Here is a 16,102-nt window from a genome sequence, read left to right on the forward strand (position 1 = left end):
ATCGCGTTTCTGCGTGGGACTCAGCGTGCAGCGTCATCCGCGACAGCGATCGCCGTGCCGGCCATGCCGGATACCCGCTTGATGCTGTCCTGGATCACGTTGCCGGAATGGATCATCGAGGCCATTACGGATTGCATCGCGCCAAACGCGCTATCCGGGCTGAGCGGCGCGGTCTGGCCGAAGCCCGAACCAAACTGCGCCACGCTGGCGCCGAACTCTTCGCGCAGCGATTCGCCGGCCTTGGTCAACGCCGCAGTGAATTGCGCGTCGATTTCTTTGACGTGCTGCGCATACGACAAGGTGCGTTGAACCAGTTGCTGCTGCACATCGGCCACGCCGGCGAACGGCGCGGTGTTGAACTGGCCGGCCGCCAAGGCATTCTTGCTTTCGGTGACCGTCGCCTTCAGGGCCGCGAGATTGAGTTCGCCGAGTTTTTGCAGGCACGCCAGTCCATCGAGTTGCAAGGTGGTGAAGATGTTCAAGGTGCGTTGGCCAAAGGCGGCGCTATGTTCGATCGCGGGGCTGTGCATGGTGATCTCCAAAGTGACCTGGTGCAGGCGCCCAAAGGATTTCGGAGGCCAGGTCTCGCACGAGACGGCAGGTCGACGCGGCGCAGTGATTTTGCTGCGCTGCAACATGAGTCACTTTATACCTTTGCGGCAGGAAGTACAGCGTTTTCGCCAAGATGATTTGTCAGTTGAATGGTGCTCAGTGCGTGCCTGACGCACGCGGATGGGCGAGAAAGAAGCGCAGCATCTCGGCCGCGGCATCGGGGCCGGCTGGGTCCGTGTACGAACCGCGCTGATTGCCGCCAGCCCATGCGTGCCCCGCGCCACGAATCAACCAGTACTCCGCTTCGACGCCATTCGCCGTGACCAGCCGCTGCACCGTGCAAGCGCGCTGGCCACTCGCCGCACCTGTTGCATGCGATGGCGGGCTGACTGTCGTGACGCCGGCGTCGAAGCCTGCTACGAGCGCTGTGGCGTTCGAGGGATGCACCGTCGTGTCCGCATCGCCATGAAACACAATGAGCGGGCGTTGTGGCTCGACACGTGAGCGGTTGCGATGTGTACGGCCGCCCTTCATTGCGGCGAGCGCCGTGGGCAGGTCCTTCGCGCATCCGTAGGCGAGGCCGGAATGGACACAGGCTGCCGCGTACAGGTCGGGCGAGGTCTTCAGCATGACATCCGCCATTGCACCGCCCGCCGACAGGCCCGCCACGTACACGCGCGCCGGATCGACGCGATAGCGCGCGATCACCTCACGCGTGATGCCCGCTATCAACGACGGCTCGCCCTGGTCGCGCTGCTGGTCGGCAGGTTTGAACCAGTTCCAGCATTTCGAATGATTGGCTGCTTGCGACTGATTCGGATACACGACGATGAAGCCATGACGTTCGGCCATTTCGTTCATGCGCGTGCCAGCCGCGAAGTCGTCGGCGTTTTGCGTGCAGCCGTGCAGCATCACGACCAGCGGCAACGGTTCGCTGCGGTAGACGGCGGGGACGTAGAGCTTATATTGGCGTTGGCCCGCGCTGTTGCTGAAGGTGTGAGTGCTGAAGGTGCCGGGTGTGTCGGCGTCGAAAGTGCGCTCGGTAGTGGCGTGCGGGGTGGTGGCGGCGTGTGGTTGCGCCTGACTTTGTGCTTGAGTTTGCGCCTGCGTCCACGCTTGCGCCCATTCATTGACGCTTTGCGGCGTGCGCGGGGTTTGCGCATTGCCTGCTTTAGTCGTGCCGCCCGCAAGCGCACGCTGTACTGCAGCGGTCGCTTCCTTCGGCCCCTTCGTGCGCAGCAGGTCGAAGGCTTCTTTCATCGACTTCAAAAAATCTTCATTCATTTTCATGATCGTAGGTGACTACGTTGACTTGCATTGGGCGTGGCTAGGTCAGGCGACTAGCTTCACAGGCTCGGCCACGTGGCCGACACGTGTTCAACCATAGGATCGGCCATGCCGGGCGCGGCTACCTGATGCGGCCGGCGAGCGCCGCCTTGACCGCGGGCGACGCGTGAAACGCGCCAAGCACCACGACCGATGCGATCGTGGCCGCCGCGAGTTCCGGCGGCACATCGGCTGCAATGCTGGCAAGACCGAGCACATGAATGTCCAGTCGTTCGTTCGCGGCTTGAGCGGCTTCGAGGTCCTGCCTCGAGAAGTGTTGCAAGCCGAGCACCATCGCGCGCCGGGTCACCGTTTCCGTGACGACTTGGGCGTGTACGGCGAGCTGGTTGCGGATCGCTGTACGGATCAGGTCGGTGCGGTTCGAGTAAAAACCTTCTTCGACGAGTAAGTCGATCTGGCCCAGGTCGATTGGGCCGAGGTTGATGGTGATTTTTTCGGTCTCGCCGCCTTTGGGGCGGGAGGTGTCGATGAGTTTGAGGTTGGTCATTTTTGTCCCGTTTGGCACCAGAGCAGCATCCATATGCCATCCATATAACATCCAATTGGATGGTTATACGCTCTTGGTTTGAATGACGTCAATGGGGAAATTGAGGGCCGGTAGATGTTCTTGGGGCGGTGGCCGTGCTGACGACAATGCCTACGGCTCTTCCGACGACGATTGCCGTTTTGGCAAACAGAGCGCAATGTCCCGTTGGAAATGGGCACGCCAGCGACCCACCAAAAAAGAAAGTGAGAGCGGGGCTCTCTGAGAGCATCGATGCGCAATGCCGCGAGCGCGTACTACATATACGCCGTTGATTATTTTGCGTGCGAGGACTATCGATATTCATCGATCTCGATGGTGCCGCCGATTGCTTCTATCATCGCCCGAACGTCGTCGGGTACGTCGGGCACTCGGTTGCCGGTCTCGTTGTCCCAGTAACACCAAAACCGCACTTTCACGCATTTACGCTCTATCAGCTCACGAAGCCCCGGCCGCGACAGATTCAGCCGTTCGATGAGATAACGCAGATGGGGCTCGAGTTGATCGCTACGAACAAATGATTTGCTCCCAACGCCCCACAATCCAACTCGGCCCGGCGCGCGGCTTGGACGCCCGGAAGGTGTCGTGAAGTGCTCGCCCTTGGTAATGGCAGTGTCGGGCTTAACGCCAAAATAGTCCGTCCAGAACGCGGGCGTTACTGAGTCGCCCGTTACATGAAATGTCGCGTGTGCGCGTTGATGGTCATTCATCGATGGTCCTGTCAGTTCGCCCAATCGTGGAAATTGGCGATGAAATCTCCATTGAAGTAGACGTCGCCGTTGTCGTGCCAGATGACGTTGTCCGCCGGTCCAAGGCCATTATCGGGCTTGAAATTGTGCAGCATGTCGCCGAACGTATTTTGGTCGTATCCAAGCATCTTCGCAGCAAACTTCGGGTTGTTCGTCGAGGCGGGCAGTTCTTCAACGTCGCCCCTTACCGCATCCGGGATGTACTTAAACGGCTGCGTATCGCCTTGCGGCGTGAGATCGTTCGCGGTGTCGGTCAATGACGACACGGCCCCGTTTGCATAGCGGGCTGCAGCCGCATTTACCTCGTCCACCATGTCGTCATAGCGGTCCATGTAGACCGTCGCAGCCTCGTATGACATGCCCAGCCCCGTCATTAACTCCTCACGGAAGCTGGGAAGCCGTTTGGGCTTAGGCGCTGGATCGTTCCACGCGCCCCCTGTCCGCGATTGCTCGGCAATGAGAACGACACTTTCACCGCGAATCATGGACTGCAAGGTCTGTATGACCTCAAGGTCAGCGCCGCTCTCTGCCAGCCGTTGGTGCCAGTGGAAGTTCGTCCCGAGGAACGAGCGGACGTGCAGCACAAGTGCGGCGTCCTGAGCCCATACATCGGCGTATGCACGTCGCGCGAACTTTTTGCCTTCTTCAACCACCAGTTTTTGCTCGGTAGTGAGAAAGATGCGCCCACTCCCGTAGGAATCCTTGCTGTACATCATCCACCGTTGCAGCGAATCCGTTTTCAGTGCAGTGCCGCCCATTGCCAGGTCCTGTCCCTTGTGACGGTGTAAACCTAGCAGATTGTCTGGGGAAATTGTTTACGAGATACGCTGACTATGGTAAGTAGTTCAAAAGAAACGAAAAAACAGACCGTTTGCGGATCGACTTTGTCATGCCAGTTTCTTCTGGCTGTCCGTTTGTGTTGTGGAGTGCACCGGCATGTTATTTCGGACACGACTGCAATGCGGCAGGGGCTCGATTACTTCTGTATCGAAATCGGCGGCGCTCTGCCGCAGCGAATACGCAATCTATTCGTTGCCGGCTTCACCGGGGCGGTGATTGGTTTCCGCATACACGCACGCGCCCAGCGACAGGAGATCCGATGAGCGTATGCGACAGCGAAAATATGTGAGGACAAGCGTTCGCGCTGGAGTTCTATCGCGTCGGCCTGATCGGTTCCGGTGAAGCGCCTGGGCTCTTCGGCCTGTAAGGCATGGCTGGCATCAACAAGCTGCAACAGGCCGGCGCGAAGTTTGCCAACAGTCCCATGCTGTGGGCGTATCAGGAGCTGCTCGAACCGAAAGCGCTTGCGCCCGGCTATATCTCGGCGGCGGGGGGCGAACGAAAATGGGTAGCCAGAGCGCTTTGCGGGAACTCGAAATCCGTGAAAGGCTTTCCAGATAAGACGAAGGCAAGCTACATCAGCGCTATATCGTACTGTTCAGTTTTAGACACTGTGATCCCAGTACGATAAGGGTTATAGAACCAGCCGCTTAAGAGGGGCATCCGCCTTGGATCCCATACCAGCGATCCCCAACCCACGCAGGCAATCGTCGCCATATTCTCGTCCTTCAGTCAGGTATTCGTGAAGGTGATTTTACGAGCGCACCGCAAATCTATAAGTAGTTCTTCTTTATTCTCTTTCGTTCGTTCTGGTCCGCCGCGCGCTGGTCGTGACACGACCATTGGGTCATCGCAAACGAGGAGATGGTTATGACGGCGGTATCTAACAGCGGTCTGGAGCGACAACCCTACCGGTTGCCCGAAGTGGGATTTGTGCGAGCGAAGCATTTGATGGTCGACGTGCTTTCGATTGGGCGGACGACGCTCTACGCATGGATAAAAGCAGGCGTCTTCCCTGCGCCGGTCCCGCTCGGTCCAAAGGCTGTCGGCTGGCGTGTCGAGGACGTCCGTGCGTGGCTCGCATCAAGGGAACCTGCATAAAGGCTACTGTCAGCGCAGCGCTGAACTCTTTGGCGCGTGTGCACCAAGCCCTGTCGAAGACGCAGCGGGGCTTTTTTGCCGCCTTACGCCTTTGCCGTCGTTCGGTTCGAGCGGCAGGAGCCGCTCAATGGTCGACAGATGAGGTCGCATCTGGAATCGACTTCCAGATGCGACACACAAAAGGAGTGGAGTCATCCAGTAAACACGGTGGCGATCGTCGCGCCGTTGCACATTACCGGCAGGCGGATGTCTCTTTTGACGCCGAGCCTCTGCAGTTCGTTGATGATGCGCGAGATTGATACGTCGGGCGCATCCACATCTACCCATGCGCCGTGCTCGTCATTGTTCAACTCAATCTGCATCTTGGTGCGCAGGTTCGCGCCCACGTAGTCACCCAACTGCACGAGCCGTGTTTCGAGGCGGGTCACGCGCTGAAGGACTTCCTTCAGCGATTTCTGGTCTTCACTCATAACGATCTCCTAGTGGTCATCCCGTATTGAGGACAGGACGGCATGAACCCTCTTGTCCGCGTGTCACTGCAGGTGAGCCGAGGCGACCGTATAGCGGCTTCTCCAGTCGTCAGACTCACCCATATTTAATCAAAAGCACAGAATACTCTCAATAAAAAATATCTTTAATAATCAATAACGTAGATATTTTTTTGGACATTTGTGTACGGCGTGATTGGCGCTTTCCGGCTCGAGCGGCGAGGAATAGCGCGCTGCGCCCGTCTTGCGCCCGGACGTATTGCGTCGATTCTGCATCGGCCTTCTCTACCGGCGATCCGGGCGGATTGAGCAACAGATTTAAGATCTGTTCGCGGTCGCAGCCCTTCGGCTCATGACGGGTAGCTATCAGGCACAACTCGGCCAGGAGCGGTCCTTCGCAGTTGGTTGGCGAACGTCTGCTGACGAGCGACCAGTCGCCATTTGGCGACGCGAATGAAACGATGGTTTGCTACATGCCAATCCGTCGTCCAGAGGCTGCACTGCGGGGCGTTACGATTACTATAAATAACATAGACCCGAAGTGTCCCATACAGATGAATCTTGACGGTCAATGGGAAGCGCGGAGTCGTCGGCATTGCCAGCAATCCTGTGCGAAGGAAGGACAATGAAACGAGTTGGCGCATGCTCGAAACTCGGAGCGGTTGTATCGATCTGCTGCGCCATTGGCTTCGCGCAAGGCTGATGTACTGTATATCCATCTCAGCACTGCAGATCAACGGTAGAAGTCTGGCAAACCGACGAAGCTGTCCCGTTTCCCGAGCTATGGCAAGGTGCCAAATGCCAGCGTGCGTTTTCCTGCACCCAAAAACAAGGACGTCACAGGTGGTTTCTTCGGTCTGTATGCATGCGGTGACCTGCTTGTTTCTTCACTCCCGCCATCATTGCGGAGATCGGTGCAATATGAAACAGACGTCTGTTTGATTTCGCGCGATCTAAGGAAGTCTTTTCCAGGAAGGGAGAAGACAGAGGCTCGGGTCCGATTCTACGGGCGTCCATCTGTATGAGGCGAGGATGTTGCGCGTCGCAGGTAACCGGCGCCAGCAATAGAGGCATCGTAAAAAGTCATTCCGTATACATTTTACATATTGGTTTGCATTACTATAAGTTTAGATGAGAGCTAAGACTCGCCGTGAGAGGAAGGGCTTGAAAAAGCCTTTATATAGGGGGATAAAAATGAAAGTGCGTCTGAAGCAGGCTTGCCTTCTTGCAGTGTTACCCGCTTTGTCGGCGTGCGATACGTTTGACAGGGAGTACGTCAGATCAGACCGGCGCTCTTGACCCAAGACGCTCGGCGCTCCCAGGCGAGCAAAGCGCATTCACGCCGACCTTTTCGCCTGCTTTGATGCGGAGCCGGATTTTCACTCACGGAAAAGCTTGTTTCATGAGAGTATTTACGTGCAGAACGATAACTGTTAATCGATTCTCGACAACCACGCTTCCGGTCCAGGCAGTCATTCGACCGTTCGCTGGAGCAGTCGCAATGATTGTTCAATTCGTCTCAGCGAAAACAATGGGGAGTTGACAGTGAACGAAGACTATTTGGGTAGCCGGTCGCGTCGCCGCTTGCTGCGCGCTGGAGGCGCAGGTGCGCTGGGTGTGATGTCGGGAAGCGCATTGCTCGGCTTGTCGCGGGTTGCGTTCGCCGAGCCGTTGACTGGCGGGGTGCCGGTCGTCGACACCGTATCGGTGCGGGTCGTAACTGATTCATCGTATTCGGGACTGGAGCCGAGTCGTCGCGTCGGCAATGTTGACGTTCAACGGTTTGGCCTGCCACTCACGAAAGATCACGCGCCCCGCCTGACGCTTGAGAACGAATGGGGTCTTTCCTTGCACGTCGAATCCTCGCAAGGCGCGCAGACGCGGCAAATCCTGATTGACTTTGGTTATACGCCGGAGACGCTGAACAATAACATCGGCCTGTTGAAAATTAATCCTGCGCAACTCGACGCGCTACTGCTCACGCACGGCCATTACGATCATTTCGGTGGCATGGTTGGCTTCCTGCAAAACAGCCGCGGCAAGTTGAAAGAACAGTTACCAATCTATCTCGGCGGCGAGGAATGCTTTTGTACACGCGAGAATCGCGGCGGCCAGTTCGGTTCGCTCGACCGGCAGGCAATGCGCGACGCCAATCTGGTCATCACCTTTGCAGAACGACCCGCAGTTGTTGCAGATCACGCATTCACCACGGGCTGGATCGATCAAACCACGTTTGAGAAACCGATCAACCCAAGCATCATGACCGTTGGTTTGCATGACGGTGTCGGTTGTGCGGGCAACAAGCTGCCACCGGAAAAGCAGAACGTCACCTCGATACCCGATGATTTCCAGCATGAGCAGAGCACGGCTTATCTGGTCAAGGATCGGGGGCTTGTGGTGTTGACGTCTTGTGCGCATCGCGGCGTGCTCAATACGGTCAAGACAGCGATGAGAGTGTCGGGCGTCACCAAGGTTCATGCGATCGTTGGCGGCTTTCATCTCGCGCCGCAGCCGACGGAGTATCAGCAAGCCACTGTGAACCAGTTAAAGGAAATCAATCCGGACTATCTGATCCCGATGCACTGCTCAGGCGAATCGTTCTACGCGATGGCGACGCAAGCGATGCCGGGCAAAGTATTGTGGTCTTCGACCGGCACGCGCTTCACATTCGGCGCTTGAACGTTGCCGAACGCACGCGGTATACCGGCGCACATGCCGGCAGTGATGTCGCGTACCGTTAAGCCTTAAAGCCCGTTCCACGATTTATCCATTGAGCTGCGCGCTGACAGACGCGCGGCAATGGTGCGCTGCGTTGCCGCAGCCAGACGCTTCACTTGAGCGGGAACTGCATCTGTTAGCTGGCAGCGCAGGCAAGAAATCATTCGCGAGCGTCTCTTATGGAGATTGGGCCGGACCGAGGCAACGTCCGGGCCAGTGGCTCAGATGGGTCGATCAGAGCCGGTCGTCGTCGGGCTCAGTTCGGCCACAAGCCGCCAGACGGTCAGAGGACCTGAACGGCGGCTCTCGGCCCGAGACCCGCCACTTCCCGATAACCGGATGCGCTTGGTCGCCGGGCTTGCCCTCGTATTCGCTCAACGTCTCGCGCTCCTGTGAACCGATTGCCTATCGGCCGAACCTTGGCTTGCCTTTACCCCTCGGATACGCGACATTTCTGGAATCGCCAGTAGCGAAGCAGAACACCCTGATCCAAGGCGGTTCGCAACCTCTGCATCCAGGAACAATGCGCATCCCACCACTAAAAGCCATCATCGCGTTCGAGAGTGTCGCCCGCACGAAGAGCGTCAATCGGGCGGCTGATGAATTAGGGTTAACGCCATCCGCGGTCAGCCATCAAATTGCCAACCTCGAATCCATCGTGGGAAGGCCCTTGTTCACAAGGCTGGGACGGGGACTGGTGCTGACGCCAACGGGTCAGCAATATCTGGCCGATGTCACCGGATCGCTCGCCGACCTGAGCCGCGCGACGGAGCGCGCATCGAGCCAATCGGGTGTCGAGATTCTTCGCATTCACTCGAGTCCCAGCTTTGGGTTGATGTGGCTGCTGCCGCGGCTGGCTTTGTTCCAGGAAGCGAACGGCGACATTCAGTTGAATCTCGCGTGCTCGTATGAGGATGTGTCGTTCACCTCCGGCTTCTATGACGTCGACGTACGGCATGGCTACGCTCATTGGACCGACGGCGAGATCAAAACGCTACGCAACGAGTTCATCGCGCCTCTTGCATCGGAGGAATACCTGAGAAGACACCCGGTGCGTACCCCCGAGGATCTGCTCGAACGGCGCCTGATCTTCTCGGAGACGCCTCTCGTGCAGTGGAAGCAATGGTTCGGCAAGTTCGGCGTCGCGGTGTCGCCCAAGGCATACGATTTCGCGTTCGACCGCTCGTACATGTCGCTCGAAGCCGCGGCATTGGGACACGGCATTGCGCTCGAAAGCACGATGCTCGCATCGGTCCACCTCAAACGCGGTTCGCTCGTACCGGTCTTCGATCGCACGTATGCGGTCGAGGTCGGAGCCCATCACCTCGTTTACCCTTCCCAGAACGCGGATTTGCCGCGCGTGGCCAAATTTTTGACCTGGGTCGAGCAAGAGATCAGCCGTGACGCCGTATAGCGCCAGGCCGCGCCTGGCGTGACGCCAGCGCCCTACCTTATGCGAAAAAGGGCCGCTTTCTGACGCCTGAGACTTCGCGGTGCAGCGACACCTGAATATTCTTCAGCAATAGTTGAGCCGAACTGCATTGATCGAGATGGTTGAAGCACTGAAACTGCATCTACCAACTAACGTGATCAATGGAGACAAACATGTTGCTCGACAGCAAAGTCGTCATCGTAACCGGTGCAGCCTCGCCGCGTGGCATTGGCCGTGCGACCGCAAAAGCGCTTGCCGCCCAGGGCGCGCGAGTGGTGATTCTGGATCTTCGCAAGGAAGACGCCGAGAGTGCCGCGCGTGACCTCGGCGAAGAACACCTCGGCCTCGCCTGCGATGTGACCGACAAGGCCGCATGCATGGCTGCCGCCAAGGCGGTCATCGAGAAGTACGGTCGTGTCGATGGCCTTATCAACAACGCAGGTATCACCCAGCCTTTGAAGACGATGGACATCGGAGCCGACAACTTCGACGCGGTCATCGACGTGAACCTGCGCGGTACCCTCTACATGTCGCAAGCGGTCATTCCGCAAATGAGAGCGCAAAAGAGCGGCAGCATTGTCTGCATGTCATCCGTTTCCGCACAACGCGGGGGCGGCATCTTCGGCGGTCCTCACTACAGCGCTGCAAAAGCGGGCGTACTCGGCCTTGCTCGTGCCATGGCGCGTGAACTCGGGGCGGACAACATCCGCGTCAACTCGATCACGCCGGGTCTGATCCAGACCGACATCACCGGTGACAAGCTCACGACGGAGATGCGCGCCGACATCATCAAGGGCATTCCGCTCGGCCGGCTCGGCGATGCGGCCGACGTCGCGAACGCCTGCCTGTTCCTCTCGAGCGACCTGTCAGCCTATCTCACCGGTATCACGCTCGACGTCAACGGCGGCATGTTGATCCACTAAGTACGACATCCGTCGCGACTGCGGCGGATGGGTCAATGCACCCGGCGGTAAAACCCGGGGCGATATGGCAGGAGACAATCATGAAAGCGAAGGCCACTGCGCCGTCAATGACGGGCGATGTGACATCGCTCGCCGATCCGGCGAGCTTCGAATCAAAAACGTATGCGAAAGTGGGACGACGCTTGATACCGTTCCTGATGCTGTGCTATCTGGGCGCTTATCTCGATCGTGTCAACGTGGGCTTCGCTAAACTGCAGATGCTCAACGACCTGCGATTCAGCGAAACCGTGTATGGCTTCGGCGCCGGTATTTTCTTCCTCGGTTACTTCCTCTTCGAGGTACCGAGCAATCTCATGTTGCACAAAGTGGGCGCACGAAACTGGCTCGCTCGCATCATGCTGACGTGGGCCGTGATCTCGGCCTGCTTTGTCTTCGTCAAGTCGCCCACAACGTTCTATGTCCTCCGCTTTCTATTGGGCGTGGCCGAGGCTGGGTTCGCGCCAGGCGTCATCCTGTATCTGACTTACTGGTTTCCGTCGGCGCGGCGCGCCAAGGCGCTCTCCCTCTTCTTCATGGCGATTCCACTTGCCGGCATTGTCGGTGGGCCGTTGTCCGGTTACATCCTGCATGCGTTCCAGGGCGTACACGGTCTCGCCGGCTGGAAGTGGCTGTTCATCCTCGAAGCGCTGCCGTCGTTGCTCCTTGGCGTCGCCATCCTGCTCTACCTCGACAACGGTATCGCTGCCGCCAAGTGGCTCACTGATCCGGAGAAGGCGCTTCTCGCACGCAACGTGGCGAACGACAACGCCCACAAGGTCGCCCATGTGTCGATCCGGTCTTTCATCGGCGATCGTCGTTTGTGGTTGATGGCTGCCATCTACTTCTGCGTCGTGCTCGGTCAGTATGGGCTGACGTTCTGGCTGCCGACGATCATCCGCAAGTCCGGCGTGGCCGACCCGCTGTGGGTGGGCGTCTTCACAGCCATCCCGTACCTGTGCGCCATCATTGCGCTGCCGCTGGTGGGCGCAAGCGCTGACCGCCATCGCGAACGTCGTCTGCATCTTGCGATCCCGATGCTCGTATCGGCGGCCGGCTTTGCAACGCTGCCGATGCTGGGCGGAGTCGGTGCGTCGCTGGTGTGTGTCAGCGTGGCCGCCGCCGGCATCCTCGCTTCGTCGTCGCAGTTCTGGTCACTGCCGACCGCGCTTCTCGGCGGCATGTCCGCCGCGGCGGGTATCGCCGCGGTGAACTGTTTCGCCAATCTCGCGGGCTTCTTCTCGCCGGCCATCGTGGGCTGGTTGAACGACCTGACCGGTAAGTCGACGGCTGGGCTTATCTTTATCTCCGCCGCTATCGTCATCGGTGCCGGGCTTGTTTTCCTCGTGCCAGCCAAATCCGTCAATCGCTGACACCGTTCGCTGCAAAGACTCACTTTTTAAATCAGGGAGACACCATGAACAGTCCCTCATCAGATGGGGTGACGCTCGCCGAGCGCGCCTACCGGATTCGCAGAAACGCCTTGCTGATGGGCGAAGTACAGGGCCAAGGCTATATCGGCCAGGCACTCGATATCGCCGATGTACTCGCGGTTGCCTACTTCGGCGCGATGCGCTATCAGGCCGACAACCCCGACTGGGAAGGCCGCGATCGCTTCCTGCTGTCCAACGGCCACTATGCGATTGCGCTCTATGCCGCGCTGTTCGAAGCCGGCTTCCTGCCACCGGAAGAACTTGAAACCTACGGCAGCGACGACAGCCGGTTGCCGATGTCCGGAATGGCGAGCTACACGCCCGGCATGGAGATGTCCGGCGGCTCGCTCGGCCACGGTCTCACGATCGCGGTGGGTCGCTGCCTGGGACTGAAGCGTAAGGGCTCAAACGCCTTCGTCTACACGCTCTTCTCCGACGGCGAACTCGATGAAGGCGCGATCTGGGAGGGCCTTATGTCGGCCGCTCACTGGAAGCTGGACAACCTGATTGCCATGGTCGACGTCAACAACCAGCAAGCCGACGGTCCCTCCTCGAAGATCATGGCGTTCGAGCCGCTCGTCGAGAAACTCGAAGCATTTGGCTGGTTCACGCAGCGCGTGGACGGCAACGACATCGACGCAGTGAAGGCGGCCTTCGATGCTGCACGCAATCATCCGAAAGAGCAGCCCCGGATTATCGTTTGCGATACCCGCATGGGCTGCGGCGTGCCGTTCCTCGAAGAACGGGAAAAGAACCATTTCATCCGCGTCGATGCCCATGAGTGGCAACTGGCGCTCGCAGCACTCGAAGCAGGGAGACAAGCATGAGCGATACCACCACCAAAAAGCCGCGTCTGAAGACTTCGGCGATGATTGCATCGATCGCTGGCGAAGGACAGGTCACGCGTTCCGCTCCGTTCGGTCATGCATTGGCCCAACTGGCCCGGGAGAAGACGAATGTAGTTGGTATGACTGCCGACCTCGGCAAGTACACCGACCTGCACATCTTCGGAAAGGAATTCCCTGAGCGCTACTACCAGATGGGCATGGCCGAGCAGTTGCTGATGGGCGCGGCCGCCGGTATGGCGCATGAAGGCGCCCAGCCGTTCGTGACGACCTACGCCGTATTCGCAACCCGTCGCGCGTATGACTTCATGCACCAGGCCATCGCCGAGGACAACCTCGACGTGAAGATCATCTGCGCCTTGCCGGGCCTAACGACCGGCTACGGCCCGAGCCATCAGGCGGCCGAGGATCTTGCCCTGATGCGCGCGATGCCGAACATGACGGTCATCGATCCGTGCGACGCTCTCGACACCGAGCAAATGGTGCCTGCGATTGCTGCGCATAACGGCCCCGTGTATGCACGCCTGCTGCGTGGCAATGTTCCGGCCGTGCTCGACGAATACGATTACCAGTTCGAACTCGGCAAGGCCAAGCTGCTGCGCGACGGCGCCGAAGTTCTGATCATCTCGTCGGGCATCATGACCATGCGTTCGCTGGAGGTGGCGAAGTTGCTGGAAGCGGACAACGTGGGAGTTGGCGTACTGCACGTGCCGACCATCAAGCCGCTCGACACTGAGACGATCTTGCGCGAAGCCCGGCGCACGGGTCGCATGGTGGTGGTCGCCGAGAATCACTCGGTGATCGGTGGGCTTGGCGAAGCGGTCGCGACCACGCTGCTCACGGCGGGCGTCACGCCGATGTACCGCCAAATCGCACTGCCCGATGAGTTTCTCGGTGCGGGCGCGCTGCCGACCTTGCACGATCGCTATGGCATCTCGACCAACGTCATGGCCGATACCATCAAGGGCTGGCTTGGATGAGCCCACTGTGTCATCCAGACGCAGCAGCACGGCGGACATCGCTCCGCCGGCGTGTGAAACGAGTCGTCTGCTAGTTTGGGAGGGGGACGGTGCGTCAGTTCCGTCGACGCACCGCTACCGAAAAAAAAGAACGCTGACATTTGTTAGGCAAAGCCTGCCCGGCTGAAGAAGAGCTCTGACCGGCCGCTTGCCGCTTGTCTTCGGCCCCTCGGAATGAGCGAGTGACTGGCAGCAGCGGGTCTAACTGGGCCGTTCAAAGTCACTTTGCCGGGGCTGCTCGGGGCAGCGATAGTTCAGGGGTCATGCAGCGAGCACACAGCGTTCATATTGCCTCCTGAAAGCAAAACAACATTACGCCATTATGGAGTCCCGGTTTCGGACTGCGCTGCATTGAAACGGACTAGGGTTTATGCTTACCCCGTCTGCTCCATGTCTCCACATGGATTAAGCCCGCCCACTGAGGCGGGCTTTTTTTCTTGCCGCCGCCGGCGCCGAAGGTGACCTGCGCGGATGGCGACGCGAACGGCGGCGATCTGCTTGCGCCAAAGTGGGGGGCAGTGGACCGGTTACACGGCTCCCCGGCCGCAATTTCGGTAACGCCCCGTTATTAATGGCGTCTTGCTGCCCCGAATTTCGCCAAGTACTCTCGACGCAGCGCTGATCTCCTTGGCGTGTGTGCTCAAGCCCTGTCAAAGACCGATGGGGCTTTTTTTTGAGTGCTTCGCCGACAATGGAACGGGTCCAGTGACCGCCGGCGGCTACGCGGCGTGTACGAAACCAACCATCAATGGACGAGAAAAAGAGCCCAGACCGTGAAGGCCTGGGCGAAGCCATCGGGAGTCCGACGGCGGAGGTATCAATACGAAACTGGCCCGCTACCGGGCGTTACCTCGATAGCGGGCCAGTTCTTGGAATGGGGCGCGCAGAGGTGCTGCGCGCTCAGAGGACGATGCTCGGCTACCGGATGGGGCGCCGGCGGCTCGCCAACCTGACGGTTTAGTGACCGGAGTAAAGCGAACGCGGGCCGGTAGGGACCGCGGCTGAGGGGGCGCCGGACGCCGACGAGCCGCTCACGACACCGCCGACACCTGTCGCACCGTTCTGCGCGGCAACCTTTGCTTCAGCAGCTTGAATCTGCGCCGGGTAAGTGGTGTTGTCATCATCGCCCGGGTGATAACCAGCCTTCTCGAGCTGGACCAGTTCAGCGCGCACTTGCGCACGGGTGACAGGCTGGTTCGATTGGGCGAACACGGCAACCGGAGCAGCAAGGGCAGCGGCAACGACAACGGCTTGAATAAGGGACTTCATGGTTACTACCTCCAGACTTTGTTTTGTCCTGCTACGAACAGCCCTGTTCGTAAATCAGTGACTACAGTCTAGGTAAGAGGGCGCTTAAAATTAAGGCAAGTATCTGGAAAAGATTGTTGTCGAATATGGGTAAACCCTGATTCCAATCGCGATGTCGTCGCCTTCCTGCTCGGGCAGGGGATGGCGCGCGGCGCCGGCGGTCGTTACTGGGGGGCGTATGCAGGTAGGTAATGTCCGCCGCCTTCAGTTCCGAGACCAGCGCATCCGACAACTCGAGGACAGCTCTCTGGATGGCGCCATTTGTCCGGGCGGCGTATTGCGGGCGATAGCGAAGCTGTCGTCGATGTGTTGGAGAGGCTCACCCGCTAAGTCTCGGCGATGGTAGTGGAGCCCTTGTCTCCGGATATCAGGCTCTTTGCCAAGGCGTCGGCGACTTTTGTCGAATAGGAAGCCGTTGCGCGTGGACTGGATGTGATTAGAAGGATCTGGCTCGTTGTGCGGTTTCCTTTCAATGCCATTGGGGTGGGGACGACGCTTTTGCCGCAGGATGGTCCGGTGACAGAAACCCCAGACCGAACGGGGACTCGATCTCGCCTCAATCAGCGATTGACGCCTGTCCCAACGGTTCTCGTCATACTCGAAACACGGCCGTCGGGTTTAGGCTACGTCCTTTTTCTGATGCCTCTGCGGCGTGCGTCGACGCTAGACTTGTCTACCGATGTGGCTAGACCTTAGTTTTGTCGACGACATCGAACACGTTGGAGAAGGCGTCCTTCGCGTCACTGATGACGGATGCGTCTCGAATTGTCGTACGTCGCATGTCGCGC

The 16,102-nt window shown here is 58.9% G+C and carries 15 protein-coding genes; 8 read left to right on the plus strand and 7 right to left on the minus strand.

Annotated features, from left to right (window positions below; translation table 11 throughout):
• Window positions 1-20 precede the first annotated feature (20 nt).
• From P3T22_RS31435 to P3T22_RS31455, 5 genes are all read right to left on the minus strand, one after another.
• Window positions 21-530, minus strand: a complete 510-nt coding sequence (locus tag P3T22_RS31435) for a hypothetical protein (protein WP_063495212.1) — start codon at window positions 528-530, stop codon at window positions 21-23.
• Between the two features lie 178 nt (window positions 531-708).
• The gene (locus P3T22_RS31440; protein ID WP_429327075.1) at window positions 709-1,842 is read right to left on the minus strand and encodes an extracellular catalytic domain type 1 short-chain-length polyhydroxyalkanoate depolymerase; all 1,134 of its coding nucleotides are present in this window, start codon (window positions 1,840-1,842) and stop codon (window positions 709-711) included.
• 118 nt (window positions 1,843-1,960) lie between these two features.
• Entirely contained in the window at window positions 1,961-2,386 is a 426-nt protein-coding gene (locus P3T22_RS31445) for a hypothetical protein (protein ID WP_063497839.1), read from the minus strand.
• A 329-nt stretch (window positions 2,387-2,715) separates the two neighbouring features.
• Window positions 2,716-3,132, minus strand: a complete 417-nt coding sequence (locus P3T22_RS31450; protein WP_063497840.1) for a DUF4279 domain-containing protein — start codon at window positions 3,130-3,132, stop codon at window positions 2,716-2,718.
• A gap of 11 nt (window positions 3,133-3,143) precedes the next feature.
• Window positions 3,144-3,929, minus strand: a complete 786-nt coding sequence (locus P3T22_RS31455; RefSeq protein ID WP_429327076.1) for a hypothetical protein — start codon at window positions 3,927-3,929, stop codon at window positions 3,144-3,146.
• Window positions 3,930-4,381: 452 nt separating this feature from the next.
• On the opposite strand from P3T22_RS31455, the gene P3T22_RS31460 reads away from it, so the two are divergent.
• Window positions 4,382-4,642 carry a hypothetical protein gene (locus P3T22_RS31460; protein WP_063495214.1) on the plus strand — a complete coding sequence of 87 codons (261 nt, stop codon included), beginning with the start codon at window positions 4,382-4,384 and terminating at the stop codon, window positions 4,640-4,642.
• Between the two features lie 239 nt (window positions 4,643-4,881).
• Window positions 4,882-5,112: a helix-turn-helix transcriptional regulator gene (locus P3T22_RS31465; RefSeq protein WP_082855146.1), complete on the plus strand. Its 231-nt coding sequence runs from the start codon at window positions 4,882-4,884 to the stop codon at window positions 5,110-5,112.
• A 191-nt stretch (window positions 5,113-5,303) separates the two neighbouring features.
• On the opposite strand, the gene P3T22_RS31470 is transcribed toward P3T22_RS31465, so the two are convergent.
• Window positions 5,304-5,582, minus strand: a complete 279-nt coding sequence (locus P3T22_RS31470) for a hypothetical protein (protein WP_429327077.1) — start codon at window positions 5,580-5,582, stop codon at window positions 5,304-5,306.
• A 1,563-nt stretch (window positions 5,583-7,145) separates the two neighbouring features.
• Here P3T22_RS31470 and P3T22_RS31475 point away from each other — a divergent pair.
• From P3T22_RS31475 to P3T22_RS31500, 6 genes are all read left to right on the plus strand, one after another.
• Complete coding sequence (locus P3T22_RS31475; protein WP_063497842.1) at window positions 7,146-8,279, plus strand: MBL fold metallo-hydrolase; 1,134 nt, start codon at window positions 7,146-7,148, stop codon at window positions 8,277-8,279.
• Between the two features lie 562 nt (window positions 8,280-8,841).
• Window positions 8,842-9,732 carry a LysR substrate-binding domain-containing protein gene (locus P3T22_RS31480; protein WP_063495217.1) on the plus strand — a complete coding sequence of 297 codons (891 nt, stop codon included), beginning with the start codon at window positions 8,842-8,844 and terminating at the stop codon, window positions 9,730-9,732.
• A gap of 191 nt (window positions 9,733-9,923) precedes the next feature.
• Window positions 9,924-10,673, plus strand: a complete 750-nt coding sequence (locus P3T22_RS31485) for an SDR family NAD(P)-dependent oxidoreductase (protein ID WP_063495218.1) — start codon at window positions 9,924-9,926, stop codon at window positions 10,671-10,673.
• Window positions 10,674-10,753: 80 nt separating this feature from the next.
• Complete coding sequence (locus tag P3T22_RS31490; RefSeq protein ID WP_429327078.1) at window positions 10,754-12,082, plus strand: MFS transporter; 1,329 nt, start codon at window positions 10,754-10,756, stop codon at window positions 12,080-12,082.
• Between the two features lie 44 nt (window positions 12,083-12,126).
• Complete coding sequence (locus tag P3T22_RS31495; RefSeq protein ID WP_429327079.1) at window positions 12,127-12,969, plus strand: transketolase; 843 nt, start codon at window positions 12,127-12,129, stop codon at window positions 12,967-12,969.
• Entirely contained in the window at window positions 12,966-13,967 is a 1,002-nt protein-coding gene (locus tag P3T22_RS31500; protein ID WP_063495221.1) for a transketolase family protein, read from the plus strand. The genes P3T22_RS31495 and P3T22_RS31500 overlap by 4 nt, the downstream gene beginning before the upstream one ends.
• A 996-nt stretch (window positions 13,968-14,963) precedes the next feature.
• On the opposite strand, the gene P3T22_RS31505 is transcribed toward P3T22_RS31500, so the two are convergent.
• Window positions 14,964-15,275, minus strand: a complete 312-nt coding sequence (locus P3T22_RS31505; RefSeq protein ID WP_063495223.1) for a DUF4148 domain-containing protein — start codon at window positions 15,273-15,275, stop codon at window positions 14,964-14,966.
• Window positions 15,276-16,102: the final 827 nt, after the last annotated feature.

The organism is Paraburkholderia sp. GAS348 (assembly GCF_050434205.1).
GTDB lineage: Bacteria > Pseudomonadota > Gammaproteobacteria > Burkholderiales > Burkholderiaceae > Paraburkholderia.

What these genes read in the sequence shown, in the direction of transcription:
- P3T22_RS31435 (WP_063495212.1), bottom strand. Translation starts at nt 530, where the DNA reads ATGCACAGCCCCGCGATCGAACATAGCGCCGCCTTTGGCCAACGCACC.
- P3T22_RS31500 (WP_063495221.1), top strand. Translation starts at nt 12,966, where the DNA reads ATGAGCGATACCACCACCAAAAAGCCGCGTCTGAAGACTTCGGCGATG.
- P3T22_RS31440 (WP_429327075.1), bottom strand. Translation starts at nt 1,842, where the DNA reads ATGAAAATGAATGAAGATTTTTTGAAGTCGATGAAAGAAGCCTTCGAC.
- P3T22_RS31455 (WP_429327076.1), bottom strand. Translation starts at nt 3,929, where the DNA reads ATGGGCGGCACTGCACTGAAAACGGATTCGCTGCAACGGTGGATGATG.
- P3T22_RS31490 (WP_429327078.1), top strand. Translation starts at nt 10,754, where the DNA reads ATGAAAGCGAAGGCCACTGCGCCGTCAATGACGGGCGATGTGACATCG.
- P3T22_RS31460 (WP_063495214.1), top strand. Translation starts at nt 4,382, where the DNA reads ATGGCTGGCATCAACAAGCTGCAACAGGCCGGCGCGAAGTTTGCCAAC.
- P3T22_RS31485 (WP_063495218.1), top strand. Translation starts at nt 9,924, where the DNA reads ATGTTGCTCGACAGCAAAGTCGTCATCGTAACCGGTGCAGCCTCGCCG.
- P3T22_RS31470 (WP_429327077.1), bottom strand. Translation starts at nt 5,582, where the DNA reads ATGAGTGAAGACCAGAAATCGCTGAAGGAAGTCCTTCAGCGCGTGACC.
- P3T22_RS31445 (WP_063497839.1), bottom strand. Translation starts at nt 2,386, where the DNA reads ATGACCAACCTCAAACTCATCGACACCTCCCGCCCCAAAGGCGGCGAG.
- P3T22_RS31505 (WP_063495223.1), bottom strand. Translation starts at nt 15,275, where the DNA reads ATGAAGTCCCTTATTCAAGCCGTTGTCGTTGCCGCTGCCCTTGCTGCT.
- P3T22_RS31495 (WP_429327079.1), top strand. Translation starts at nt 12,127, where the DNA reads ATGAACAGTCCCTCATCAGATGGGGTGACGCTCGCCGAGCGCGCCTAC.
- P3T22_RS31480 (WP_063495217.1), top strand. Translation starts at nt 8,842, where the DNA reads ATGCGCATCCCACCACTAAAAGCCATCATCGCGTTCGAGAGTGTCGCC.
- P3T22_RS31465 (WP_082855146.1), top strand. Translation starts at nt 4,882, where the DNA reads ATGACGGCGGTATCTAACAGCGGTCTGGAGCGACAACCCTACCGGTTG.
- P3T22_RS31450 (WP_063497840.1), bottom strand. Translation starts at nt 3,132, where the DNA reads ATGAATGACCATCAACGCGCACACGCGACATTTCATGTAACGGGCGAC.